The sequence below is a fragment of the Ekhidna sp. genome (genome assembly GCF_965247405.1).
Lineage (GTDB): Bacteria > Bacteroidota > Bacteroidia > Cytophagales > Cyclobacteriaceae > Ekhidna.
Genome location: NZ_OZ252014.1, coordinates 2,601,764 through 2,628,596 on the forward strand (window position 1 = coordinate 2,601,764; position 26,833 = coordinate 2,628,596).

At 41.5% G+C, this 26,833-nt stretch carries 20 protein-coding genes; 14 read left to right on the plus strand and 6 right to left on the minus strand.

The annotated features are described in order from the left end of the window. Positions 1–33 precede the first annotated feature (33 nt). On the plus strand, positions 34–2,946 hold the full coding sequence (locus ACP14Y_RS11825) for a CHAT domain-containing protein (protein WP_424963169.1): 2,913 nt from the start codon (positions 34–36) through the stop codon (positions 2,944–2,946). On the opposite strand, the gene ACP14Y_RS11830 is transcribed toward ACP14Y_RS11825, so the two are convergent. After that, the gene (locus ACP14Y_RS11830) at positions 2,943–4,043 is read right to left on the minus strand and encodes a fatty acid desaturase family protein (protein ID WP_424963170.1); all 1,101 of its coding nucleotides are present in this window, start codon (positions 4,041–4,043) and stop codon (positions 2,943–2,945) included. The genes ACP14Y_RS11825 and ACP14Y_RS11830 overlap by 4 nt on opposite strands. Before the next feature lie 247 nt (positions 4,044–4,290). On the opposite strand from ACP14Y_RS11830, the gene ACP14Y_RS11835 reads away from it, so the two are divergent. Both ACP14Y_RS11835 and ACP14Y_RS11840 read left to right on the plus strand, forming a co-directional pair. Beyond that, on the plus strand, positions 4,291–7,542 hold the full coding sequence (locus tag ACP14Y_RS11835; protein ID WP_424963171.1) for a VPS10 domain-containing protein: 3,252 nt from the start codon (positions 4,291–4,293) through the stop codon (positions 7,540–7,542). 165 nt (positions 7,543–7,707) lie between these two features. Next, a complete protein-coding gene (locus ACP14Y_RS11840; protein WP_424963172.1) occupies positions 7,708–8,169 on the plus strand; it encodes a hypothetical protein in 462 nt (153 codons plus the stop codon). Here ACP14Y_RS11840 and ACP14Y_RS11845 read toward each other — a convergent pair. The 4 genes from ACP14Y_RS11845 to ACP14Y_RS11860 are packed head-to-tail and all read right to left on the minus strand — an operon-like array spanning position 8,166 to position 11,725. Continuing rightward, the gene (locus ACP14Y_RS11845; protein WP_424963173.1) at positions 8,166–9,170 is read right to left on the minus strand and encodes an aminodeoxychorismate synthase component I; all 1,005 of its coding nucleotides are present in this window, start codon (positions 9,168–9,170) and stop codon (positions 8,166–8,168) included. The genes ACP14Y_RS11840 and ACP14Y_RS11845 overlap by 4 nt on opposite strands. Next, on the minus strand, positions 9,154–9,465 hold the full coding sequence (locus tag ACP14Y_RS11850) for a DUF6787 family protein (RefSeq protein ID WP_424963174.1): 312 nt from the start codon (positions 9,463–9,465) through the stop codon (positions 9,154–9,156). Before ACP14Y_RS11850 ends, ACP14Y_RS11845 begins: the two co-directional genes overlap by 17 nt. Next, complete coding sequence (locus ACP14Y_RS11855) at positions 9,462–10,145, minus strand: RluA family pseudouridine synthase (RefSeq protein WP_424963175.1); 684 nt, start codon at positions 10,143–10,145, stop codon at positions 9,462–9,464. Before ACP14Y_RS11855 ends, ACP14Y_RS11850 begins: the two co-directional genes overlap by 4 nt. Further along, complete coding sequence (locus ACP14Y_RS11860; RefSeq protein ID WP_424963176.1) at positions 10,145–11,725, minus strand: peptide chain release factor 3; 1,581 nt, start codon at positions 11,723–11,725, stop codon at positions 10,145–10,147. Before ACP14Y_RS11860 ends, ACP14Y_RS11855 begins: the two co-directional genes overlap by 1 nt. Before the next feature lie 111 nt (positions 11,726–11,836). Between ACP14Y_RS11860 and ACP14Y_RS11865 the strand changes: the two genes are divergently transcribed. Next, positions 11,837–13,441, plus strand: coding sequence for a class I SAM-dependent methyltransferase (locus ACP14Y_RS11865; protein WP_424963177.1), 1,605 nt, complete (start codon positions 11,837–11,839; stop codon positions 13,439–13,441). On the opposite strand, the gene ACP14Y_RS11870 is transcribed toward ACP14Y_RS11865, so the two are convergent. Then, positions 13,425–14,186 (minus strand): LytR/AlgR family response regulator transcription factor, encoded by a 762-nt coding sequence (locus ACP14Y_RS11870; protein ID WP_424963178.1) that lies wholly within the window; start codon positions 14,184–14,186, stop codon positions 13,425–13,427. The two genes, ACP14Y_RS11865 and ACP14Y_RS11870, sit on opposite strands and share 17 nt — an antisense overlap. A 115-nt stretch (positions 14,187–14,301) precedes the next feature. On the opposite strand from ACP14Y_RS11870, the gene ACP14Y_RS11875 reads away from it, so the two are divergent. From ACP14Y_RS11875 to ACP14Y_RS11920, 10 genes are all read left to right on the plus strand, one after another. Next, complete coding sequence (locus ACP14Y_RS11875; protein WP_424963179.1) at positions 14,302–15,957, plus strand: serine hydrolase domain-containing protein; 1,656 nt, start codon at positions 14,302–14,304, stop codon at positions 15,955–15,957. Between the two features lie 49 nt (positions 15,958–16,006). Continuing rightward, positions 16,007–16,204: a hypothetical protein gene (locus ACP14Y_RS11880; RefSeq protein ID WP_424963180.1), complete on the plus strand. Its 198-nt coding sequence runs from the start codon at positions 16,007–16,009 to the stop codon at positions 16,202–16,204. A 491-nt stretch (positions 16,205–16,695) separates the two neighbouring features. After that, positions 16,696–18,624, plus strand: coding sequence for a molecular chaperone DnaK (dnaK, locus tag ACP14Y_RS11885; RefSeq protein ID WP_424963181.1), 1,929 nt, complete (start codon positions 16,696–16,698; stop codon positions 18,622–18,624). Positions 18,625–19,125: 501 nt separating this feature from the next. Next, on the plus strand, positions 19,126–19,284 hold the full coding sequence (locus ACP14Y_RS11890) for a hypothetical protein (RefSeq protein ID WP_424963182.1): 159 nt from the start codon (positions 19,126–19,128) through the stop codon (positions 19,282–19,284). Positions 19,285–19,442: 158 nt separating this feature from the next. Then, positions 19,443–19,730 carry a hypothetical protein gene (locus tag ACP14Y_RS11895; RefSeq protein ID WP_424963183.1) on the plus strand — a complete coding sequence of 96 codons (288 nt, stop codon included), beginning with the start codon at positions 19,443–19,445 and terminating at the stop codon, positions 19,728–19,730. 481 nt (positions 19,731–20,211) lie between these two features. Continuing rightward, complete coding sequence (locus ACP14Y_RS11900) at positions 20,212–20,727, plus strand: hypothetical protein (protein ID WP_424963184.1); 516 nt, start codon at positions 20,212–20,214, stop codon at positions 20,725–20,727. Positions 20,728–20,925: 198 nt separating this feature from the next. Beyond that, positions 20,926–23,580: a tetratricopeptide repeat protein gene (locus tag ACP14Y_RS11905; RefSeq protein WP_424963185.1), complete on the plus strand. Its 2,655-nt coding sequence runs from the start codon at positions 20,926–20,928 to the stop codon at positions 23,578–23,580. Positions 23,581–23,671: 91 nt separating this feature from the next. Next, the gene (locus ACP14Y_RS11910) at positions 23,672–25,441 is read left to right on the plus strand and encodes a leucine-rich repeat domain-containing protein (protein WP_424963186.1); all 1,770 of its coding nucleotides are present in this window, start codon (positions 23,672–23,674) and stop codon (positions 25,439–25,441) included. Between the two features lie 19 nt (positions 25,442–25,460). Beyond that, entirely contained in the window at positions 25,461–26,099 is a 639-nt protein-coding gene (locus ACP14Y_RS11915) for a DUF2306 domain-containing protein (RefSeq protein ID WP_424963187.1), read from the plus strand. Further along, a complete protein-coding gene (locus tag ACP14Y_RS11920) occupies positions 26,092–26,802 on the plus strand; it encodes a hypothetical protein (protein ID WP_424963188.1) in 711 nt (236 codons plus the stop codon). Before ACP14Y_RS11915 ends, ACP14Y_RS11920 begins: the two co-directional genes overlap by 8 nt. The last annotated feature ends 31 nt before the right edge of the window (positions 26,803–26,833 follow it).

The window sequence follows — 26,833 nt, forward strand, 5'->3', positions numbered from 1 at the left end:
AAACTCTAACTTTATCTCAAAATAATCCTAGCCATGTTTCGAATCATTTTATTCATTCTGTTTGCATTTGCCTCCGCTCAGGTTACGGCACAAATCAACTTTAAAAAACTCAAAGATCGAGTGCAAAAAGCGGTTGAAGAAGAAGTAGAGCCGCAAGAACTGGTAAATAAGGACGATCGGATGGCGAAGATTAGGGAGGATCAGCTGGTTAAGGACACCTCATTTTACAATTATATTTTCTCTCAAGGCAATAGAGCATCTTTTTTTGCCAATCGGGATAGCAAAGAAAATCTGCTTGTCACTTTTGCAAAAAATTACGAAGATGAAGATACAGAACCTGTTCAACTTGAAGTATATGAGCAGGTATTAGATTTGAATCGGGCGGCTGAGTTTTCAATCTATATTCATCCGGAAGCTGCAATTTCAAATTTCAATGATGCATTGGGCCTGATGATGGATGATGTTCCTTCATTCGATCAGGTCTTCACCATCGAAGACTTGGTGAATATGGATACCATGAACATCGCTGATCGGTATGCGCTTGGTAAAACGGTAGCTAATATTTCTATCCTCATTCACGCAGAAGGTGATTATAAACTCTCAGAAAAATTCATTGAAGAAACCATTCGTTATTTCAAAGAAATTATTGGTGAGAATACCGCAGCGCTGGCCTCACTTTATTGCAATCATGCAACCATTTCACAAGCTCAAGGAAGGTATACTGATGCGGAAGAGTATTTCAATAAATCTGAGGAAATCATCCGAAAAAATAGCCGAGACGGATCGTTATCACATGCTATTATTCTTAATAATAAAGCACTTCTCTACAACGAAATTGGTCAGTATGATAAAGCTTTGGAAACCATAGATCAGGCAACACGATATGCAGAAGGGGCTCTTAGAGAAAAGGGACGTGACAATGTGAGTTTCCAGATAAATAAAGGTTTGATTCAATATAGTGCAGGTTCGTATGCCGAGGCGGAGCGTGTTTTTAGAGAAATTATTGAATTAAAGGAAAAACGATTTGCCAAAAACCAGACAGATGTTGGAAATGTGAAGAACTATTTGGCGGCCGTTCTGATGGAGCAAGGTAAAACCGGAGAAGTGCTCGAACTCTTGGCGCATTCATTGGATATTTTCCGAAAGAAATATTCGGAATCTCATCCCGCCTACATTAAAACCAAGCATAACAAAGGCCGGTATCATTTGACCTCCGGTAGCCTGGATGAGGCTAAGAGAATTATTAGTGAAGTAAGTAATTCATATTTAGAGATATTCAACGAATATCACCCGGATTACTTGGGTTCGCTGGAAGATCTGGCTGTCGTTTACTGGAAGAAGGGAGACTACCCAACGGCAAAAGCAAATTTTGAGAAGGCGTTAAACACCAATCTGGAATTGGTGGAAAAGTACTTTGGCGCCATGAGCGAATATGAAAAAAGCCAGTATTGGGCTAAGGTTCGCCCTTCCATATTAAAGTTCTATGCCTTTGCTTCTGAAAGAGGGAAGCAAGACCCCTCACTTCTCACAGATATGTATAATCTACACTTGAAGACAAAGGGCATTTTATTGAGTGCTTCCAGCAAGGTACGGGAGGAAATTCTAAATAGTAATGACGAAAGTCTGAAGCATCTTTATACAGAGTGGGTTGATGTAAAAGAAAGGTTACTGCTTTATTATTCCTATTCAAAAGAACAACTCAGCGATTTAAAAATTGATATCTCTGCGGCAGAGGAAAAGGCAAATCAACTGGAGAAGGAACTGAACAGAAGGTCATCATCATTTGCAGCTTCAAATAAGCTTCCTTCCACCACGTTGGCTGAGGTGAAATCCAAACTTGGTACTGGAGATGCTGCCGTTGAAATCATCGGTTATCCCGTATTTGATCGCACCTTTAAGCAGGAAAAGAAATATGCCTTTCTAATAGCTGATCTAAACTCCATCCACCCGCAAATTGTCGAGATTGAGGAAGGAGAGGATTTGGATGGGAAGTACGCCAAGGCTTACCTGAACATGGTGAAAGCCAAAATGCAGGATCGCATATCCTATGATAAATACTGGAAGCCGGTAGATGATGCACTTACTGGGTTTAAGAATATTCATCTATCACTTGATGGCATTTATTTTCAATTGAATATAGGAGCCTTGAAGCGACCGGATGGTACTTATGTGTCAGATAATTTAAACCTTCACTTATATACGAGTACCCGTGACCTGGTGAAAGAAAAGCATACAGGATTTTCTTCAAAGAACGTAGCGCTAATCGGCTATCCAAATTTTGGAAATAAAGGTCTCTTGAGTCCACTACCTGGGACCAAGGCAGAACTTGAGGCTATCAGTGGAATTACTAAGAGTAAAGGCTTTTCTACGAAGGCATTTATGCAAAATCAAGCAACAGAGGAAAACTTTAAATCCATTCAGTCCCCCGCCTTATTGCACGTAGCTACTCATGGATTCTTCCTTCCGGAAAGTCAGGCATCCGGAGAGAAAGTTTTTGGTGTGGATGTGAGTCAGGCCAAAGACAACCCGCTGCTTAGATCTGGTTTAATGCTTGCGAATGCTGAGCAAACCATGCAGGGTGATGATCATGATGTAGAGGTGAAGAGCACGAATAATGGGGTGCTTACTGCTTACGAAGTAATTACGCTAGATCTAAAAAGCACCGACCTGGTCGTTTTGAGTGCTTGCGAAACTGGACTCGGTGAAGTTAAATCCGGTGAGGGCGTCTACGGACTTCAGCGTGCCTTCCAGGTGGCAGGTGCAGAATCAGTCGTTATGAGTCTGTGGAAAGTGAGCGACGAAGCAACCATGCAACTGATGACCAATTTCTACAAGGAATGGATGGGAGGTAAACCCAAAGAGGTTGCATTCTTTGCAGCACAAAAAAAGCTCAGAGAGTCATTCCCTGAGCCTTACTATTGGGGTGCCTTTGTGATGCTTAATTAAGCCACATGCATCTGCAAATCCTTCGCACTACCCATTTCCTTCATGTGCTTGAAATGGCTAGCTACTGCTGCTCCAAATGAAGGAAATGCGTAATAGGGTAAATCGAATTCTTTTACCGTCTGCTGTACTAGTTTTGATATAGCGGGATAATGTACATGACAGATTTCTGGGAATAGATGGTGCTCAATTTGAAAGTTCAGCCCTCCCAAAAACCAGGAAAGTACCTTGTCATCCATGCCATAGTTACAGGTTGTTTTCAGCTGATGAGCCACCCAACTGTGCTTTACTCGCTCATCCTCTTCATCAAAGAATTCCGCTGGCTCTACCACATGAGCAGTCTGGAAAATCATAGCCAACATAATTCCAGTAATACAATGAGACGCAAATATCATGAGTATGGTGATCCATACCGGAATTGAAATAAGCATTACCGGAAGAACAAGAAATACCACCCAATAAAACACCTTTCTTAGGATTACTTTGGTTAGCTCCATTGGAAAATCCTTTTTCTTTATCAATCCATCTCTTCGATAATCGAAAACCTTGATAAAGTCTTTAGTTGTAATCCACTCTAAAAGGGGGACACAATAAAAAATTGGTGCGTAGATATGTTGAAATCTGTGAAACCACTTATGGGGTTGGTTGGTATTGTATCTGAATACAAATCGTGGCAAAATATCCTCGTCTGCATGCTCAAGATTTGTATACGTATGATGCAGCACATTATGCTGAATGTGCCAGATAAGTTTGTCTACTCCTACAATGGTAGCTGAAAATGTCATCAGGTTATTCATGGTCGGATTCTTAAAGTAAGACCCATGAATGGAGTCGTGCATGATGGTCGTTCCTATAAACGCTTTGCCAATTCCCATCAGCATCCAAAGCCCCATCAAAAGCCAGAGATTAGTGAATCCACCCAATATCAAAACAAAATAAGGTACCAAGTACATGGATAGCACAGAAATGGTCTTGATGATCATTTTGCTGTTTGCATTTCTTTGAATTTGGTTATCCTGAAAATATGAATTCACCCGCGTCCTCAAAGCAGCTGCAAACTCTCGATCTAACTTATTCTCAAATTTGTATCTGATAATCATGCTTCCTTAGGCTCTTTTTCTTAGCAACACCCTAATCAGGGAATGTTTTTCTTTGAAGCCGCAAATTTACAAATAAAAGCCCTGAGCCCCAATTGGATACGTCGGTCAATTGGCTGGTTACACCGATTAAAGGCGATAGAAAGGTGTACACCCATTCCAAAAATTAACCTACCGTCCATCAAGAAGAGATTCAATCTGAAAGCATTCCTCCTTATCTTTAGAAGAAACCTTTAACCTTTAAAAAATCATGAAGCGATTATCCTCACTATTGCTCCTTGCATTGATGATTGGAGTGATCTTTACTATCGATGCGCAAAGGCGCAGATCCAGCACAACTACAAAACCGATTGAATCGGAATTATTTTCAAATCTAAAGTTCCGGAATATTGGACCGGCGTTTATGTCAGGGCGGATTGCTGACATTGCTATTGATCCAACCAATGAAAATGTTTGGTATGTGGCTGTTGGCTCAGGCGGAGTTTGGAAAACCGTCAATGCAGGCACCACATTCGAACCTATTTTCGATGACCAGCCAGTGTACTCTACTGGTTGTGTCACGATAGATCCAAGTAACCCTTACACCATCTGGGTGGGAACGGGTGAGAATGTAGGCGGGCGTCATGCCGGTTTTGGTGATGGTATTTATCGAAGTACCGATGGAGGAGCCTCATGGACCAATATGGGGCTGAAAAACTCGGAACACATTTCTAAAATCATTGTACATCACGATAATTCTGATGTGATCTACGTTGCTTCGCAAGGACCACTTTGGAGTCCCGGTGGCGATCGTGGATTTTTTAAATCTACTGATGGTGGAAAAACCTGGAAGAAGACACTCGGAGATGATCAGTATACCGGAGTTACAGACATGGTAGTTGATCCAAGAGATGCTAATAGAGTGTATGCGGTGACTTGGGAGCATCACAGAACCATTGCAGCCTGGATGGGTGGTGGAGAAAAATCTAGACTTTACCTAAGCGAAGATGGCGGAGATACCTGGAGGCAATTAAAAACAGGATTGCCGGAAGGCAAATGGGGTAAAACAGGCCTTGCTATTTCTCCAATCAATCCGGATGTGTTGTATGCTGCTATTGAACTGAACCGTACAACCGGCGGAGTATGGAGGTCAGCAAACAGAGGAGGTAGCTGGACAAAAATGTCTGATGCAGTGGCTGGGGCGACCGGCCCACACTACTATCAGGAGATTTACGCCTCACCTCACAAATTCGATCGGTTGTATATGATGAACAATACACTGATGAAATCAGAAGATGGAGGAAAGACCTTTGAAAACATGGATGAGACTGCTAAACATGGTGATAATCATTCGTTCACTTTCAAAATGTCAGATCCGAATTATCTGTTAGTCGGGACAGACGGAGGTGTCTATGAAAGTTTTGATCTGGGCGCGACCTGGCGATACATGGAAAACCTTCCAATCACACAGTTTTATAAAGTAGCGGTAGATGACTCGAAACCATTTTACAATGTGTATGGTGGTACTCAAGACAACAGCACCCAAGGAGGCCCTTCAAGAACGGATAATCTGCACGGCATTCGAAATGCTGATTGGCAGGTGGTGCTGAATTGGGATGGTCACCAGCCCGCAACAGAGCCGGGCAACCCGAACATCATGTATGGCCAGCGTCAGCAGGGAACGCTTTCCAGAATAGATTTGAAAACGGGTGAAGTAACTGATGTAATGCCGCAACCAGGTCCCGACGAAGATTTTGAACGGTACAACTGGGATGCACCGATTTTGGTCTCTCCACATGACCCTGCAACCATCTATCATGGGTCTCAAAGATTGTGGAAGTCTACCAATCGGGGAGATAGCTGGACGGCACTTTCGGGTGATTTGACCAGGGATCAGGAAAGATTAGCACTGCCAATTATGGGAAGAACCCAGAGCTGGGATTCCCCATGGGATGTGGGTGCTATGTCGAATTTCAATACCATCACTTCCATTGCTGTTTCTCCTCAAAATGCGCAGGTTATTTTCATCGGTACGGATGATGGGTTGATCCAGGTGACTGAGGATGAAGGTCAAAACTGGAGAAAGGTAGAAGTGAGCGCTATGGGTGTTCCTTCCAGATGCTATGTCAATGATGTGAAAGCAGATCTTTTTGATGAGAATATCCTTTATGTAGCTCTCGATAATCACAAGGAGGGCGACTACAGACCTTATCTGGTGAAGAGTACTGACAAAGGCAGAACCTGGACACGCATTGAAAATGGATTAGGAGATAAAAACCTGATTTGGCGAATCGTGCAGGATCATGTGAATAAGGATTTGATGTTTGCTGCTACTGAGTTTGGTGTCTATTTTACCGTAGATGGAGGAGGAAGCTGGACGGAGTTGGAAGGAGGAATTCCTACAATTTCATTTAGAGACCTGGCCATTCAGCGCAGAGAAAGTGATCTGGTTGCCGCTTCATTCGGAAGAGGTTTTTACATACTGGACGACTATTCAGCTTTAAGAAATGTAAACGCTAATCAAATTGCTCAGGAAGCGACGCTATTTGAACCCCGAAAAGCGTGGTGGTATGTAGAGCGACCGGTGTTGAGTTTCGATGATAAGCGAGGGTCTCAAGGTTCACAGCTATATGTAGCACCAAACCCTGATTTTGGAGCAGTATTTACTTACTACTTAAAGGACAGTAACAAAAGCCTGGAGGAACAGCGACAGACTAGTGAAAAAGGAAAAACTGGCAATATTCCATTCCCTGGTTGGGATGCACTGGAAGATGAAACCAGAGAAATGGACCCATTTATTTACCTGGAAATCAAAGATCAAGCAGGAAATATTATCAACCGAGTGAAAGCCGCTAATAAAAAAGGCTTCAACCGAGTAGCGTGGAACCTACGTGTAGGAGTGACAAAAGCGGTAGACCTGGAAGGTGATTTTGGAGATGTCAATGGTTTGTTGTGTGCGCCAGGCACGTATATAGCTACTCTTCATAAATATGAAAGAGGAAGCTTTAGTCAAATTGCTGGTCCGGTGAATGTGGTGGTTGAGCCAATGTACAATGGAACACTGGAAGGGAATCCGATGGAAGAAGTGGTTGCATTCTGGAGGGAATATGAAGATCTAAGCAGAGATGTAGGTAAGCTAGGGATTCAGTTATCTAAAACCATGAAAATGGCCGACATGCTACATAAAGCTGCAGGACATGCCAATTTGAGTAGCGAAGTTTTAACAGAGATCGCCACACTTCGAAGTGAACTAGGAGAGCTAGATACGAAATTCAATGGAAATCCGGCTAAAAATCAGGTTGGAGAAAAAAGTCGACCGACAATCGGTGCTCGATTGTTTGCCTTGAATAGGGGTATCACTACCTCTACGTATGGACCAACAGAGACACATAAAGAAACCATGCGCATCATTAAGGAGCAATGGACTGACATGATGGCCAGGCTGGAAGCGCAGCGCATCAAAGCGCAAAGCATCGCTGATAAGGTAGTAGAAGCGGGAGGCTCGTGGGTAGAGGGGAGGTAGCATATAGTTAACGTCATTGCGAGTGACGTAGGAGCGAAGCAATCTTATTAATGAGACTGCTTCGCTTATTTTAAGCTAATTACTTTCGATGAGAATCGGTGATGACTCGTTAAGCTCACCCTTGTAACAATCGGTAACGACTATTTTTACTTAAAACTATCTCTAATGAAATCACTGAATTTTTTTGTGCTGATGATAGCAAGCCATTTACTGTTTTCGCAATCAAAAGAATGCGACTTTCCAACATCCTGGAAAGTAGACCCTTCAAGGTTGTTTGCTACCCATGTTGTTAAAGACGAGAGTGGAAAAAGAGTAACGGATACACTTGATATTAGCACGTATAATGGAAAATATGAATTGCCTGATTCTGCAGTTTTCAATGACGACAAAGTACTCCTGTTTTTTGGTGATGAAAAGGCGAGGGTTGTAGAAGGCTCATATAAATTATCCAATAAGAAATTCTCATTCAAAGCGAAGCAAGCTTCGCTGGCCTCTGTTAAGTATAAATTCGAAGGAGAAAATGCGTCATGTAGTCTTAGGAAGGATGGAATAAATCTAACAACGATTATTAAAGAAGATGAGGAAAAATATATCTTGATCAAATACTATTTAATTCCAGATAGTTAAATAGCCAAATACACCTTATCCACCATTTCCTGATACTCCTTTTCCGGATCACTAAAGGAGGTGATGCCGCCACCACTGCAAAAGATCATTTGATCATGTTCTTGTTTGATGAAGCGGATCATTACTCCGGTATCCAATGATTCTCCATCAAAATAGCCACAGATGCCTGTATAAAATCTTCGATCATAGGACTCTGCTTTTTGAATGATTTTGATAGTCTCCGGTTTAGGTGCTCCTGATATAGAGCCAGCTGGTAATAATTTGGAAAGGGTTTCCCCGAGTCGATTTTTCCATTCATTGCCGAGGTATCCCTTTATCTCCGAACTAACTTGAAGCAATTCCTTGTCGTTCGTCTCTAGCCTGTCGATGTAGCGAAACTTCGTCACCTCCACTTCTTTGGCTACCTGACTCAGATCGTTTCTTATTAAGTCGACAATTGTGATATGTTCTGCAGTCTCCTTTACATCATTTAAAATGATATTTTTTGCGTCTGGAATGTTGGCATCAATGGTTCCCTTCATAGGGTAGGAATAAATGTGATCATCCTTGATTTTGACAAACGTTTCAGGAGAGAAAACCACGAATTGGTTGGGTACCAGAAGCTTGTATTTTGCCTGTGAATGATGAAATATTTCTTCCAGACTGAGATTGGTTTCTATAGGAGTTTCAAAAGTGAGATTGGTGAGGAAAGAATTGCCAATGTTAACCTGATGAATGACTTGATCAAATGCTTTTTTGAATGAGACAATGTCTATTGGTTTTTTATTAAAGGTAGTTTCTAGTCCATAGTCCATAGTCGACAGTCTAGGCCTCTGTTGACTATGGACTATCGACTGATTTTTTCCTGGATTCTGGTTGTCGATGTTTAGGTAAAATTGGTTTTCCTGTTTACCACTTTCAACGCACCACCTCTCTCCCAAAAAATCACAATAAAAAGAAAACGGCTGTCCAGCCGCTCCCAAATCATTTAGCTTCGATATCGCTTCATTCTTTGTCAGCATTCACTTTGATACCGAAGCGTTTAAGCATCTTTTGCTCATACTTCCAGAAGAAGTCAAATTGTCGGAAAAGGAAGCCGTAGAAAAGCAGGATAACATTGTAAATAGGTAGGATTAGCACCCAATAGGAAATTTGGAACCACAACGGCCTAACGCCATCATCAAATAACAAGTTGATGAGCGGCTTTTTGATTAGTACTACCGTCGTTCCTGTGCAGGCAAAAACCAGCATAATTAGAAAAAACTGCCAATTACTTTCCAGTCCCCACTTTTTTTTCAATTTTTCAATCCAGCTCATTTCAATTCTTTTATAAACGCCTCAAAATCCGGCCATTTGGGTTTAGAGATTACTTTGATAGGTTCTTTTTTCACCGGGTGCTCAAACTCAAGTTTATAAGCATGTAAGTCAATGCTTTTGTCTGGGTTTGGTTTGTTAAACCCATATTTAACATCCCCTTTGATAGAGGTACCATTCTCTCTCATCTGGATTCGAATTTGGTGTGGTCGACCGGTTTTGGGTTTTACTTCCAACAAAGACACTTTACCGAGAGATGCTAACATCGAATAACTCAATACAGCTTTTTTGGCATTTCCTTTTCCAGGCTTTCGAACATGTGCCTTGTTTTTACCCCCATCTTTATCCAGCCAGTGCACAAGCTCTTGTTCAGGATTTTTAGGCACACCATCCACCACAGCCAGATAGGTTTTTGTTATTTCCTGATCTCTAAATAGTTTGTTCATCCGCTCCAATCCTTTTGAAGTTCGAGCGAATACCACCAAACCTCCAACGGGACGATCCAATCGGTGGCAGGGTTGACAAAAGACATTGCCGGGCTTATTGTATTTATTTCGGATATATTCAGTAGCCCAGTCCGTCAATGTAGTATCACCAGTATCATCTCCTTGCACCAACCATCCGGCAGGCTTTTCCACGATGAGGAGGTGGTTGTCTTCGTATTTTATTTGAGGCTTTTGCATCAAAATTCACTGATAAAATGAAACTCGATATCAGGGAAATTGTCCTGAACCATCTGTAACCAGGCTTTCGATTCTGCCATGAAGACCAACTTACCTTCCTTATCCTTAGCGATGTGTCGCTGCTTATCCTTGATAAATGCATCCAGCTTGGTTTTTTCCGGTGAGCTTATCCAGCACGCTTTGTAAATATTCACTGGTTCGAACTTTGCATTTGCACCATACTCATTCAAAAGTCTGTGTTGCAGTACCTCAAATTGGAGTGCGCCTACCGTACCAACCACTTTCCTGGAGCCAAGTTCAAATGTGAATAGCTGAGCCAACCCTTCGTCCATCAGTTGGTTAAGCCCCTTATCCAATTGCTTGGATTTCATCGCATCCATATTGATCACCTCTCGAAACATCTCCGGAGAGAATGATGGTATGCCTTTGTAAAGTCCTTTTTCCCCTTCACTTAGTGTATCTCCTATTTTGAGATTGCCGGTATCGTATAGACCAACGATATCTCCAGGAAAGGCTTGCTCTACGGTTTCTTTTTGTTGGGCCATGAAAGCCGTAGCATTCGAAAAACGAATTTTCTTATCGTCACGGACATGGTAGTAGTTGCTTCCTCGCTCAAACTTTCCGGAGCAAACGCGAACAAACGCAATTCTATTGCGATGCTTAGGGTCCATGTTGGCGTGAATCTTGAAAATAAATCCCGAGAATTTTTTCTCGTCAGGTTTGATTTCTCTTTCCTCAGTTTCTCTCGGCTTGGGTGGAGGGGCGATTTGTGTAAAGCAATCAAGAAGCTCTCTAACTCCAAAGTTATTGACCGCACTGCCGAAGAAAACAGGAGCTACCTCCCCACTTAGATAAGTTTTTTCATCAAACTCATCGTACACTCCATTGACCAACTCAATTTCTTCTCTTAGTTCTTTTACCAGCGATTCAGGTAAACGATTATCTAATTCCGGATCGTCAACGCCCTTGATGTTTACCACATCATCCACTCGCTTTTGCTTGTTGGGCTCGTATAGGTTGACATTATTTTCATAGATGTTATAAACCCCTCGCAAGGTTTTGCCCATGCCTATTGGCCAACTCATGGGTCGAACCTTAATATTTAGCTTTTCTTCAATTTCATCAAGAAGTGTGAACGCATCTTGTCCCTCTCGGTCGAGCTTGTTAATGAAGCAGATCACCGGAGTGTTTCGCATCCGGCAGACTTCCATCAATTTCTCTGTCTGCTCCTCCACACCTTTCACACAATCGATTACCATGATTACGCTATCTACTGCTGTAAGTGTCCGGTAGGTGTCTTCAGCAAAGTCTTTGTGACCGGGTGTATCCAGAATATTGATTTTCAGGTCCTTGTATTCAAAGCCCATCACGGAAGTCGCTACCGAGATCCCTCTTTGCTTTTCTATGTCCATCCAGTCAGAGCGGGTGCCCATATCTATTTTGTTAGACTTAACAGCTCCCGCGGTTTGGATGGCTCCCCCAAAAAGAAGAAGTTTCTCAGTAAGAGTTGTTTTGCCTGCATCGGGGTGGGCGATGATCCCGAAAGTTCTACGTCTACCTATTTCCTGCTCCAGCGTCATAATGATCAAATTGAGGCGCAAAATTAGGCAATAGGCAGGAGCATGTCATGAGAGACAAAAAGAATCATTGCAAAGAGCAATAATTGAGATAATTTTCAGGTCGACATGACTATGGAATCAATAAAGAAAAGAAACGCAGTATATCGAAGTGAGCTTTTCCGGCATCTGGATGGAATCGCCATCGCACCAGTAGCATATGAGCTATATCTTAAAGGAGTCTTTAATCCAATTGTTAAAGCATCAAGCATTGATCTGCAAGAACTAAGTGACCTGTTCAAAGCCAATGAAGGATATCTGAACGTCGCTTTGAGGTTGATTGCCTGTCAAGGCTGGCTGAAGTACACAGTAGATAATAAGGCCCAAAGGGTCACCATTTCAACCAATGAGAAAAGTGAAAAAGCCTTTGCTAACCTAGCCTATTACAAAGACGTGGTGGAGTTGATGAAGCTGTCAGCTCTGTATCACCCTCGTAAGTTTGAGAAAGAGCCATTCGAGGTATGGAATCGGATAGCGAAGAAATTTATGAATGGCTATTTCCCCCTTTCTGAAGATCCAATTGAAAGAGAAGTGCAGGATCAAATCGTAAAGCACATCGAAGGAGTGTTGGTGGGACCTAGTACTGTTCAGCTAGGAATGGGAGGGATGTTCCATAAGTATTTCATGGAGATGTCTTTCAGTCCGACGGAGTACCACCAGGATCCGGAGAGCTTTGAACAGATATTGGATTTCTTCACGCATCTTGGATGGTTTGAAAAGAAAAATATCACGTACAAATTCACGGAGAAGGGCTTGTTTTTTGCCAAGCGTTCTTCGGCTTATGGGGTAACCGTTTCATACATCCCTACCTTCCGAAACCTGGACGAGTTGATTTTTGGAGATGCTGAGATCCTGAAAGTATTAGAAGGTGAAAAGGAAAAAGGCGTGGATCGTGAAATGAACGTTTGGGGCAGTGGTGGTGCTCACGTGGCATACTTCGAGAAAGTAGATGACATCATTATTGATTTGTTCAATAAACCAATAGGCGAGCAGCCAAAAGGAATATTGGATATGGGCTGTGGTAATGGAGCGTTTCTCATACACATTTTTGATGTGGTATATCATAAAACAAAAAGAGGAGAGATGCTTGAAGAGTATCCTCTGTTCTTGGTAGGTGCCGATTACAATGAGGCAGCCCTAAAGGTCACTCGCGAAAACCTGATCAATGCGGATGTATGGGCAAAAGTGATTTGGGGAGATATAGGAAATCCGGAAAGGCTGGCCCATGACCTGGAGGAAAACTACGAGATGGATTTATCCGACCTGTTGAATGTGCGAACATTTCTGGATCACAACCGAATGTGGGAGGATACCGATGAGCAAATCTCAGAAACCAGTATTTCCACAGGAGCCTTTTCTTCGAAAGGGCGATTATTAAGTAACAATGAAGTAGAGGCCAACTTAAAAGCACACTTTAAAAAGTGGAAGCCTTACATTGACAAGTTTGGATTGATCGTCATTGAACTACACGGATTGGATCCAAAATTGACTGCAGCTAACCTAGGCAAGACGGCTAGTACAGCCTATGAAGCCACACACGGATTTTCCGATCAGTACATCCTGGAGGTTGATAGTTTTGATAAGGTGATCAACGAAGCGGGTCTGACTATTGATCTTGATCATAGAACCAAATTTCCCAATACAGAGCTCGCGACAGTAAGTATCAATTATTTGAAATAGCGGTTACATTCTTTCGGTATTTTCGGCCAATAGGTATGGAGTACGCTTTTACGACTATTTCGTCATAGGATTGCTTATCTATTAAATGGGTATTTATTATAAATGACTTGTGGCATCTGACGAAAAAGTCTGGTAGTTCCTTTTCAGCTTGGGCCAATGTCTGTCTAATTACATGTTTTTTATCCGCATGGTAAATGCAATAATTTCCATCACTCTCCAGGTGTGAAAGTTCATCTAAATTTAGATGGATGTTTTTGTGGCCGTCTTTAACAATCAGTTTTTGAATTGGACTAATTGTGGACTCACTTTTTTGCCAGGCCTTAATAAATCCGAACATTATGGATGGCAAGTAGAAAAAAATGAAATTCATCAAAATTTGCCCAACTAAAATTTCATAAACTATATCCAGGCTCATTGTCCAATAGTGGATAGAAAAATAAAGTGTGTCAAGGAGTGACTCAATAACTGTGACGATGAGGAAAATCAGAAATGTGTACTTCAGCTGATGTAAAATATTGTTAAAATCAGCTCCCTCTATTTTACCGGCACTTTCATAAAAAAGATGTGCATTTAGAAGAGCTCCATAAATACTAGGTATAATCAGCGAGTAATCATTACTATAGAATGGTCCCAATGTCACATTCCAACTCGGAATATTTATCAATATCAAACCAATCACCCAGACTATGAAATGGATCTGTTGCTCCTTTTTTGAAAGCCTGTAAAAGGGATTTACTCGATTCATTCGGGCAATATTAGTTGATCAAATACAAAAGACGGTTGTTCATCACACCGATACATCTTCAAGGTTTTGACTTGCATCATTCACCTGAAATTGAATGCAATCAAAATCTAAAAAAATGAAAAGTACATTAACATTTATTTTAATCATCTATTCTCTGGCTGTTCAATCGCAGCTACAAAAGCTTTTTGATCGGGAGGTCATGTATCAGCATTTTAGTGGGGTGGTATTAGTGGAGGCTAATGATGGCTCGATGTTCAAATATTATCATGGTAAAAAAGGTGATGAGTCATCCGTTGAATTTAACACACTCTTTGACATTGGTTCTATCACGAAACAATTCACTGCAGCAGGCATTCTTCATCTTGTAGCTGATGAAAAGTTCGATTTACATGATCGTATTAACCCCTTGCTGGGAAAATATGCTTCAGATAGATGGGATAAAGTGACCGTACATCAACTGCTGACACACACTTCAGGGATACCGAGTGTATACCAAACAGAACAGGGATTGGAACTATTTTTTCCTGAGGAAAAATCCTTATCCAGAACTGCTCTGATAAGTAGATTTAGTGACGGCAAGTTGTTGTTTAGTCCGGGTGAAGAGTTCAGCTACAGCAACTCTGGATATATACTTCTGGCAGCAATCATCGAAGAAGCTTCAGGTAAAAACTATGAGGCTTTCATGCAAGAAATGTTCAAATCTTATGGATTGAGTAAGACCTATTTCAATCCAACAGGCGATGAAGCAAAGCCCTACTATGGATACCGAAACGATCTTTTGAAAAAAGCTCCAATTTATCACCATTCCTGGTTTTTGGGTGCTGGAGGAGTTTATTCAACTGTTAATGATCTATCAAAATGGGTTGGTATAATCACTTCCGAAACATTTCTCACTTCGGATTTGAGGAAGAAATTTTTGAAGCCACATACCAACAGTGGTTACGGTTATGGCTGGGTTCACAATGATGGAATCATCAGTCATGATGGAGGAAATGCAGGTTTCATGAGCAGACTAAGCTTTAATCCTAAAATCATGGAGAAGGTGATCATCTTAACCAATCGGTCTTTTGAGGATTTGAAGAAATATGGAAAAAGTGCAGAATACATTAACCGTTTGAGTGATAAATGCTGGGCCCATTTGAATGGGAAAGATATTGAGGTTTTGCCTGAAGTCGTTGAATCTGAAGCACCAGAAAACCTTCGATTCGCTAATGGAATTACGCTTGAAAGAGTAGATACGCTACTCATGGTGCATGTCAAAGGAAACTATCCTACCAGGCTTGTTAACAACACTCCACTAGAAGGGAAGGACGAATTAGAGAAAAAAATGATAGACATAGCTAATTATTTAGAAAAGAAAAAGTACTGGAGCCTTGCCAAGCACTGTGATGGCGAGATGAAGTTTGTGATGTACTCCGGGATGATGGCTATAGGTATGCGGATGATGAAAAAGCAAACGGGAGGTGCAGATGAATTTATCCCCTACTTTGTTGATGATAGTCATGGGCTGATTCGGATGAAAGGCCCGGAAGGAATTTTAGATCTTATTGTATACTTTGATGATGAAGGCAGAATACAAGGGATGTTTGAGCATGGGTTTTATGAGGAAGACAAAGAAGTGGCAATGATTACGTATCCAATTGGCAATAGGCTCTATTTTATCGATGGTCTTCCGTATGGTGAAAAGTCAGTCACTCTGAAAATCACTGATGAAAGCCTGAGTGTTTACCAGTTGAATCGTGTGCTTGATTTCAGACATCAGCCAAATTAAAAATTCATTAAAGACCGATCAAATGATCGGTGTTTTTTACTTTCACCTCATGAGAAAATCTTTTCGCTACGTCCTCTACCTCATGGTTGGTTTCCTGATCTATCAGGTCATTGATTCTGGTGAGACCAGCTTTACACACAAAGAAGTGAAAAATACATTGGTGATTGCCATGATTGTGGTGTTTGTATTGCTACTGATTGTTCGGGTAATCAAGCAGCGGTATGATGATAATGGTGACGAAAAATAATAATCAAACTCAACATCCCCCTAACCCCCTTCAAAGGGGGATTTGGTCCTAATTTAGCAAAGAGAATGTCCCCTTGAGGGGACTACAAGGGTGTTTATTTTGATCTAGATCAAGTTTATGAAGTAATGAGATTCCCAAGTCTCGTTCGTGCCTCACTCGCAAGGAAATAGCGACCGTTATAGCTCGAAGCGAATCTCTTTCCACCTAGACGGGATAGGAGTGGCACCCCTGTAGAGCGAATAGCCCGAATATCAGCAGATCTGGAAAGCTGCCAGTTCTCTTCAAGTAAAGGCGAACAGTTTTGACATCCCCCTGCCATCGCAAATCCAACACACCCCCCCCCTTCAAAGGGGGATTAAGTAACATTTTGGCAAAAAATAATAAAAGGCCACTATGTGGCCCTGTCAATGTGTCACGATTTTTCCTTTGGCACATCCATTGATCAATAGAAAGCGAAACTTGAATTAACGAATAAGAAATAAATCATAGACATGGGAAAAATCATAGGTATCGACTTAGGAACTACCAACTCTTGCGTCTCTGTGATGGAGGGTAACGAGCCGGTGGTAATCCAGAACAGTGAAGGAAGAAGAACGACACCATCGATCGTGGCATTCCTCGAAGATGGAAAAGGAGAAAGAAAAGTAGGTGATGCAGCCAAAAGACAGGCGATCACCAACCCACAGAATACCGTAAGCTCTGTGAAGCGATTCATGGGTAAGAAGTACTCTGAGGTAAAAGAAGAAATGAAGAATGTGTCTTACGGCCTGGAGTCAGGAAGTAACGACACAGTGCGAGTGAAAATTGGTGACAGAAAATATACCCCACAGGAAATTTCTGCCATGATCTTACAGAAGATGAAATCTACCGCAGAGGATTTCCTTGGACAGGAAGTGAAAGAGGCGGTGATTACCGTTCCTGCATATTTCAACGATTCTGAACGTCAGGCCACCAAAGAAGCCGGACAGATTGCAGGTCTTGATGTGAAAAGAATTATCAACGAGCCGACAGCAGCAGCATTGGCTTATGGTCTTGACAAGAAAGACCAAGACATGAAAATCGCTGTGTATGACCTTGGTGGTGGTACATTCGATATTTCAATCCTTGAGCTTGGTGATGGCGTATTTGAAGTGAAGTCTACTAACGGTGACGTGCACCTGGGTGGTGACGATTTCGATGGAGTAATCATCAACTGGTTGGCGGAAGAATTTAAAAATGACGAAGGCATTGATCTAAGAAAAGATCCCATGGCACTTCAGCGATTGAAAGAGGCAGCTGAGAAAGCAAAGATTGAGCTTTCAAGCTCTTCCGAGACTGAGATCAACTTGCCATATATCATGCCGGTAGATGGTGTGCCAAAGCACCTTGTAAGAAAACTGACACGATCCAAGTTTGAGCAGCTTGCAGATAATCTGATCAAGCGATCAATGAAGCCGGTAGAGGCAGCTCTTAAAGATGCTGGTCTATCTACTTCAGAAATTGACGAAGTGATTTTGGTAGGTGGTTCTACCCGAATCCCAATCATCCAACAGGAAGTTGAGAAATTCTTTGGTAAGAAGCCATCTAAAGGTGTAAACCCGGATGAGGTAGTAGCAATCGGTGCTGCGATCCAGGGAGGTGTATTGACCGGAGAAGTAAAAGATGTATTGCTTCTTGACGTGACCCCACTTTCTCTTGGTATCGAAACCATGGGCGGTGTAGCTACGAAATTGATCGATGCGAATACAACAATCCCAACGAAGAAGTCTGAGACATTCTCGACTGCAGCTGACAACCAGCCGTCTGTAGAGATTCACATTACACAAGGTGAGCGACCAATGGCGAAAGACAACAAGTCACTTGGTAAATTCCACCTGGATGGTATTCCACCGGCACCAAGAGGTGTACCTCAGATCGAAGTGACCTTCGATATTGATGCGAATGGTATCCTGAATGTGAGTGCGAAAGACAAAGGCACTGGTAAAGAGCAGAACATCCGAATTGAGGCATCATCCGGTTTGACTGATGAGGAAATCAACAAGATGAAGCAGGAAGCTGAGGCGAATGCAGAAGCAGATAAGCAAGCCAAAGAGAAAGTTGAGAAAATCAACCAGGCTGACTCGCTGATCTTCCAGACTGAGAAGCAGTTGAAAGAGTTTGGTGATAAGCTTTCTGAAGGTAACAAAACAGCTATCGAAGGCGGCTTGACCAAGCTGAAAGAAGCACATGGTAAGCAAGACCTTGCTGCGATCGATGCAGCGATGGAAGAGCTGAACAACGCATGGCAAAATGCTTCACAGGAAATGTACGCTGCACAACAGGAAGCCGGAGGGGCTGACGCTGGCGCAGCAGGTGCAGATGCGGGAGCTTCTGATAGCGCAGAATCTGCAGACGATGTGTCTGACGTAGAATTCGAAGAGGTAGAAGAGGACAAGAAGTAAGCCGCTTGGCTATTGGCCTTTAGCGATTAACTTTTGGCTCTGATTTTACCCTGGATATAAATTATACCCTTCTCGAGAAATCGAGGAGGGTTTTTTGTTTGATGAAGAGAACACTATTTTTCTTTCGCATTTTTTCCACTCGATGAAAAAACGCTAACAAAAAAATCTCGTCAAAATCAATCCAGCTTACCCTCATGCCCTTCACGTGATTTTGACAGTTCGCCGTTCCGGCGATTGAGATGGCCTTAAATCATGAGCGTTAAGAAAAATTGAATTGAAGGGAATGAAATGCAAAACCACTGCTTAAGCGTAGCGAGGTTTGGTTTTGCTTACCTGATTGATTCAATTTTTTAGTGAGGGATTTACAGCCTTGAGTTTTTGCTACTTTTTTATCAAGAAAAAAGTAGGATTGAAAATTTACAAGGCCGGCATTCCAACTATTAGGTAGGGTAAAAACCATGATTACCGTTTAAATAGTGTAATCACTTAAATGACAACACTATGAAAATCTATCTGTGGTACGTCGAAATGAAAAGAAGATATGTGACCGGACGATCCAGTGAGTTTGGGCTTTCCTATGACGATGTTTTGTATTCGTTTGATCCTAGTCAGCAAACACTTTCCCAAAAAATCTTAAACAACCTCAACAGAGCCAGGTAATTGTTACTGGTACTTAGGTAGTGATAGACCCTCCTTGAGAATAGGGGAGTCTTTTAATTTACTAAAAAAAATAGCATTTTTTAAGCAAAGATTCTAGGGAATCCTTCCACACCAGTGGTCGGGTTCCCTTTTTTATTAATTGCTAACAGTAAAAAGAAATGAAATTTACAAGAAATGGAAAAATCCTAATCGAGAACAATTTTTGTCCTGTTGTATCTAAAGACATGAATATGCCTTTTATATCATTCAGAAAAAGTTGTCCAAACTATGGTCAATTTCTTTATCTGGTTTATTCCAAGGATACTGGATTTGAGTTTATAGGGAGATTTGCAAAAGACTTAAATGTATTTGGTCCAGTAAAAGTTTATAAAGAATGGCAGAACAGGGAGTTGGGCTTTGATCTGAATAAATTCTTTCGAGATTTGGGTTCGGATTATTCATTTTGATTAAATGCTTTGTCCTAAGCATGCTATGTCCTAATCACAGTGAATGATTTTTCATATTTCGCTCAAGCCGCTAGGCTCCTCATTTTTGCCTTGATGCAAAAACGAGGCAAAAAGATCAAGTCAAAATCAAATCCCGGCCATCGCACAATACAACCCCGTGATTTTGACGTTTCGCCGTTCCGGCGATTGAGGTGGCCTTAAATCATGAGCGTTTAGAAAAATTGAATTGTGGATTCAAGACACAAAACCACTGCTTGAGCGCAGCGAGGTTTGGTTTTGCTTACCTGATTGATTCAATTTTTTAGTGAAGGATTTACAGTCCCAGCGGGGAACCGCTTGATTTTTGGCTACTTTTTACGGTTCGCCGCTGCGATCAAGAAAAAGTAGTGGAGTAAAAGATCTTTCCGCAGCGGTCATGTTGACATCAATTGGATAAGAGTTTGAGCACTCAGTCTTGTTCTATCCTCAAACTCAAAAACCGATGAAACCAACACTCACCTATCTCCTTTTTTATATTTGTTTATCCACACAGGCACAATCCGATGAATTCAGTAAGATGGATTTTCTGATCGGGGATTGGACCTATCAGGCAAAGTCTCTCACTCCGGATGGCTCTTTTTTAGAGCAGGAGTTTTTCACGAAGTGCTCATACATTTTCAATGAAAGAGCGCACAAGGATGATTTTTACTACACCGATCCCAATGGTAATCTCATCTGTTATGGAACTACGATACGAACGTACGACAACCAAACCCAGCAATGGCGCATGATGTGGGTGGAAAGCAACCTGGCCATCAGCACGAACATGACCGGAGAGTTTCGTGATGGAAATTTCTACTTTGATGGTAAAGGCAAAGATCAGCGAGGGGAATACCTGGAAAAGATTACTTTCTATGATATCTCCGATGATCAATACAAATGGAAAATGGATCGATCGTATGACAAAGGTAAGACCTGGATGAAAAACTACTTTAGCTATACGGCTACTAAAAATTAAGCAGAGAACATTAGTTGCCCGATTGAATAAGTCTACTGGTTTTGACCTAACTTAAACTCGCAGAGCACAATTCAAACTGTTCAAGTGAGAAATTTTTTAACTCTTTGTACCCTATTTCTGTCAATATACTGCAATAGTCAAACTAGGCTGGACAGCTTAAAAAGGGAGGCGGCTATTAATAAGTCAGATAGCTTAAGGGTGATAGCTTACATACAGCTAACTGTTAAATACAATCGGATAAATTACGATTCAGCACTCAAATATGCCATGAGGGCACAGTCGCTTTCAAGAGTGATGAAAGCAGAAAACTTACTAGCCAGAGCTAAATACCGAACAGCCACAGTATACATTCAGAAGAATGAAACCGAACTTGCAAATGCTGAGCTTGACTCGGTTATTACCATTTGCAACAGAACGAACTACCAGAAGATCCTCTCATACGCAAAAGTGGAGAAAGGAAGGCTTTTGCAAGGCACTTCAAACTACCAAATGGCCGCCTCTAATTACTTTGAAGCGCTTGAAATTGCAGAAGAACTGGGAGATAAGAATACCCAGGCAAGAATAAAAAACTACCTGGCCTCCATTTACAATTATCAGATGCAGTATGATCTTTCAGTTAAATATTACAAAGAAGCATTGATCCTTGTTCGGGAGTTAAACTTCAAACCCGGAATTTCAGCTGTATTGACCAACTTAGGGGATACTTATTTATCACTGAAATTATATGATAGTGCTGTCGTTTACCATCGAAAGGCGCTCACTATCAAGAAGGAATTAGGAGACAAACTGGGAACGGGCAGGGTTTACAATAACCTTGGAAACGTCTTTGCGTCATCCGGTACCGTTTCAGATCTTGACTCAGCCAGCCATTATTATGAAAAGGGTTTGGAGGTATCAAAAGAAATCAATGATAAGAGCTTAAAAGCATTGTCACTCTATGGATTGGTACGTGTATATTTTATGGAAGGTCGTTTTGCAGAAGCCGAACAGATTGGAAATGAACTCATCGGTGAGGTTGAGGTCATTCAGGATTTACCATTGGCCAGCCGGGCCTATGGATACCAATCATTAGTTTATGCAGCGCTTGGAAAACCGATGAAATCCATTGACTTTCGGGAAATGAGCAATGCACTGGCAGATTCCTTGCTCAAGAACGAACGTGTGAAACTCACACAGGAACTTGAAGCCAAATATCAAAATGAAGCCCAACAAAGAACCATAGAACTTCAAGAGGTAACCATTGCCAAAAGACAAAATGAACGAAATGGACTAATCGTTCTCGCTATTATCATTCTGATAATTTTAGGATTGATCATTAACCAATACAGAATTAAACAGAAGACCAATCGTCAACTTCGCGAGCTGGATCGCATTAAGTCCACATTTTTTGAAAATCTGTCTCATGAATTCCGCACACCCCTGAGTCTGATTATCGCACCTCTAAAAGATCGCATGCAGAAAAGCATCAATCAAGAAGATCACATGTTGTTTCACGGGGTATTGAAAAGTGCAGAAAATCTGGATGAACTCATCAAGCAACTATTGGATCTTGCGAAGCTGGAGGAAAACAAGTATCAACTGAAGCTTCAGGCGACAGAAGCTTCACATTTCTTCCGAGTAATAGCCACCTCATATGAATCATTGGCACAAATGAAAGAAATTACTTTTGAGATGATCCTTCCCAAGGATACCCATTGGTTGATGTTTGATCGAAATTTGGTGAGAAAGGTTTGTAATAACCTGCTAGGCAATGCATTTAAGTTTACACCAGACCAAGGAAGGATTTGCTTTGAGGTCGCTCATGATTCTATTCTTAGGATCAAAGTCAGGGACAATGGAGACGGGATTTCTCAGGTGGACCAGAAGAAGATTTTCGATCGGTTTTATCAGGTGGAAGGTCCCCAAGCCTCAGGAACTGGAATTGGGCTCGCATTAACAAAAGAACTGGTTGAAAAAGCGGGGGGAGGGATCAGTGTGGAGAGCATCCGGGGAGAAGGTACCATATTCACTGTTGCTCTACCTGTGGCATCAGTCGATGCTCAGGTTTCGGAGGGAATAGCTATTGAAGAGATGGAGCCGAATGCTAAAATTCAGGATGGATTTGAATCTGCTGAAGAAGGGCTTAGTTTGTTGATAATAGAGGATAATGCTGATCTTAGATCCTACTTATCCGGTCTTTTCATGCAGTCATTTAATATTCATACTGCACAAAATGGAAAGGAGGGAATCGCCATAGCTTTTGAAACTATTCCTGACCTTGTTATCAGTGATATTATGATGAAAGAAACGACCGGTTTGGAAGTTTGCAAGGCTTTGAAACAGGATGAACGAAGTGATCATATCCCAGTGATTTTACTTACCGCTAGATCCGATCAGCGAACAAAGATTGACGGTATTCAGTATGGAGCAGACGCTTACATTACCAAACCTTTTGATCCGGAAGAGTTGAAGGCAAGGGCCAATAATTTAATTACTCTTAGAGAAAAACTTCGTACCAAATATGCTGCTGAGGAGGGTATAACGGAACAAGTGGCAGCTAAGCACCCATTCATTTTAAAATGTGAGAAGATTGTACAAAATCATCTTTCCAACGAATCGTTTAGCGTAGATCATTTTACCAAAGAAGTAGGAATGAGTCGAATGCAGCTGCATCGAAAACTAAAGGCGCTTACAGGTTTATCAACCACCGGATTTGTGAGGCATTATAGGCTTTTCAAAGCAAAAGAACTCCTTGAAAGTGGGGAGCCTGTATCTCAGGTGGCGTATGCTGTGGGTTTCTCAAGTTTACCTTATTTCACCAAAACCTTCAAAGAAAAGTTCGGATTTGTTCCTTCTGAGCTGGCAAAAAAGTGAGTTTGTTACATTAGAATAAGAGATTGATACAATGGGATAAGTCCTTGACTTAAAAGAAAGTCACATTTGAAATGAATTCAATCATTTCAATATGGATATAAAACCCATCACCAAAGTAAAACTTAAGTTTTACCTTTTGATCATTGTGCTGTCCATCGGCAATGTATCTAGGAGTCAGGTACTTGAGTCGGATTCTTTGGCTTTAGTCGCCTTATATAATGCGACAGACGGAACTAACTGGGACAATAATAGCAATTGGCTTATTGAACCTGTAGATGAGTGGAATGGCGTGACCACCACAGGAAACAGGGTAACGCTTCTTGGATGGCTTTCTGGGAATGGCTTAATTGGAAGCTTACCTCCAGAATTAGGTAACCTGTCTGAACTACGCACATTATATCTTCAGGGAAATGAACTTACAGGTTTGATTCCTTCTGAATTAGGAAACTTATCGAAGCTTGAGTCTTTGTATTTGTACAACAATCAACTCTTCGGCAGTATCCCTCCCGAGTTGGGTAACCTATCAGCACTCAAAGAGCTAATCATGTCCAACAACCAGCTCACAGGGCAGATCCCTGGCGAATTAGGGAATTTATCGAATCTTACTGAATTGACCTTATCCCAAAACCAACTCTCAGGAAACATTCCGAAAGAGCTTGGAAATCTGACTGGATTAAGATTTTTACTGCTTTGGAATAATGCGCTAACTGGCGAGATACCTACAGAAATGGGAAATCTATCCATTATTTTAAGACTAAATATTTATGACAATCAACTGGAAGGAGAAATACCGGAGCAGCTGGGAAATCTGGCGCTCATTAGGGACTTAATCTTCAATAAGAACAATCTTAGTGGAGGTATTCCATCGTCATTTTCACAGCTTACAAACCTGTTGAATTTAAACATAAGTGAAAATCAGCTGAAGGATCTTCCTGATTTGTCGAACCTTACACAACTTACTTTTTTTGATGTCTCCTTAAACTGTTTTGGGGATGATGATATTCAGACCAACATCGATGTAATCACAGATAACATCGGTCAAAACTCATGCTCTGAAAACATCACCATCAATACACAGCCAACGAACATTGTAGGGTGTGATGGAGACAATGTTTCTTTTTCTGTGGCAGCCTCCGGCACAACTAATCTCCAATATCAATGGCAGCAAGATCAGGGTTCAGGTTTTATGAACCTAACAGATCAAGGATCAGTAGCTGGTTCGAATACTGATCAATTAACTATTTCTGACATTCAACCATCCATGGACGGTATCCAATTCCGATGCGTAGTTTCTGGAGATAATGCGGACGATGCAACGAGTAATGAAGCAGGTCTGATGGTGATTGAGTCCATTGATATTACAAGTCATCCGGCCTCCAAGGAGGTGTCTTCGGGCCAATCTATCAACTTCACGATCTTGACAGAAGGTGATGCCCCATCATATCAATGGATGAAAGACGGTTCTAATATTGCCGGTGCAACCTCAAACAAGCATTCAATTGGCTCGGTAAGTCTTTTGGATGCCGGAGTATATCAATGTGAGGTGACTAACGATTGTGGAACAGTAATAAGTAGTTCTGCCACCTTGACTATCGATGATACGGATCCATTAAATGTTCGCGAAGACTTGTTAATCGTATACCCCAACCCATCCTATGGACAACTACACATTGACGGGCTGTCAACTGACCTGAAATGGTCGATCACTTTTATGGACCTATCAGGTAAAAAAGTTGAAGAATTACATTTTTCAGAGCGCAGTAACCTCCTTGATATTTCTTCATTTTCCAAGGGAATTTATTGGCTGGACATTCGGAACGATCAGGAAAGAATACATAGTCAGAGAATAGTATTAAAGTAATTCTAAAGCCGCCTACCATATGACAACTTTTCTAAAAATATCAGGCTGGACACTTCTCATTCTATTGAGTCTGTATTTTTATCTTGAAAGTGTTGCGCCCTACTTTTTAAGAATGCTGGAGCCAAGGAAGCTGGCAATAGAGCCCTGGCTGATTGCTCATTTCGCTGGAGCATTTTGTACGCTCTTCATCGGCCCCATTCAGCTATGGCCTGGGTTCAGAAAGAAGTATCCTTTCATTCATCGTATCTTAGGCAAGGTATATATTGTTGGAACATTGATTGGTGCAAGTACGGTCTTTTACCTCCTGTTCAATGGATATCCCTTGCCAGGAGGCATCCCATCTCTATTTGTGCTGGCTATACTTTGGATTTTCATGACGCTCTCAGCCTGGGTGTGTATCCGAAATCGAGACATTGATAATCATCGTAAGTTTATGATTCGCAGTTATGTGCTTGGATTGGCCTTTGTTTTTATCCGAGTATTTAACAGACTGGACGCTTTCGGGTTTGCGGCTTTTCCTTTTATCGAGGATGAAATGATGCGATATACACTATACGAATGGGTTTGCTGGGTTTATCCACTTGTGATTACCGAAATGGTATTTGTTTGGTGGCCAGTAATAAGGGAAAAAGGACAAATGGTTAAGACGCATGAATAGGTACGCAAAGGCCGAACATAAATTTTTCATGGCAACAGCCGTTTGGTATGCTATCACAGTCTTTTGGGGATTTGCCCCTTCTTTCTACCTAGCTAAGTTCAATGAAGATTATGAATCCCTTCCAAAATCACTAATCATTCACGGTGTGATCTTTACCATCTGGATTTCGCTCTATGTATTGCAGGTCTTTTTGATAAGAAGTAAGAATTTCAAACTTCATAAACTACTAGGTATCTTCGGTCTTGTCGTCATGATTTTCATGGTTCCTTCCGGACTTTTTCCAGTCGTTTACAAAGTATATGCCGGTTGGGTTCCTATAGATGCAGCCGGACACAACGTGTTTCGACTATGCGCAGGATACCTGTTTTTCACACTGGCTTTTATATACCGAAAGGAGTCGTTTCTACATAAACGTTTCATACTAAGCTGCATGGTCATGCTCATGAGTGCTGCCATTTTCAGAATTTCCTTTGATTTTGGATTGGAAGCCAGCCAGGTTTTCAATAAGGGACTTCAGGTGCTTCCAGCTGTGGCACTTTTTATTTTTGATCTTATCTATCATCGGAAATTAGTATTTATCGACCTTTTGTCTGTACTAGCAGTTTTCTCTATTTTCCTTCTGGCAGATTCTTTCTGGTTGTCTACCATTGGAGAAAAAACCATGGATGCACTGATTTATCTTTTTATCAAACCATTTGTATAGATATGCAGCTATGAGGAATAACTTTTTTAAA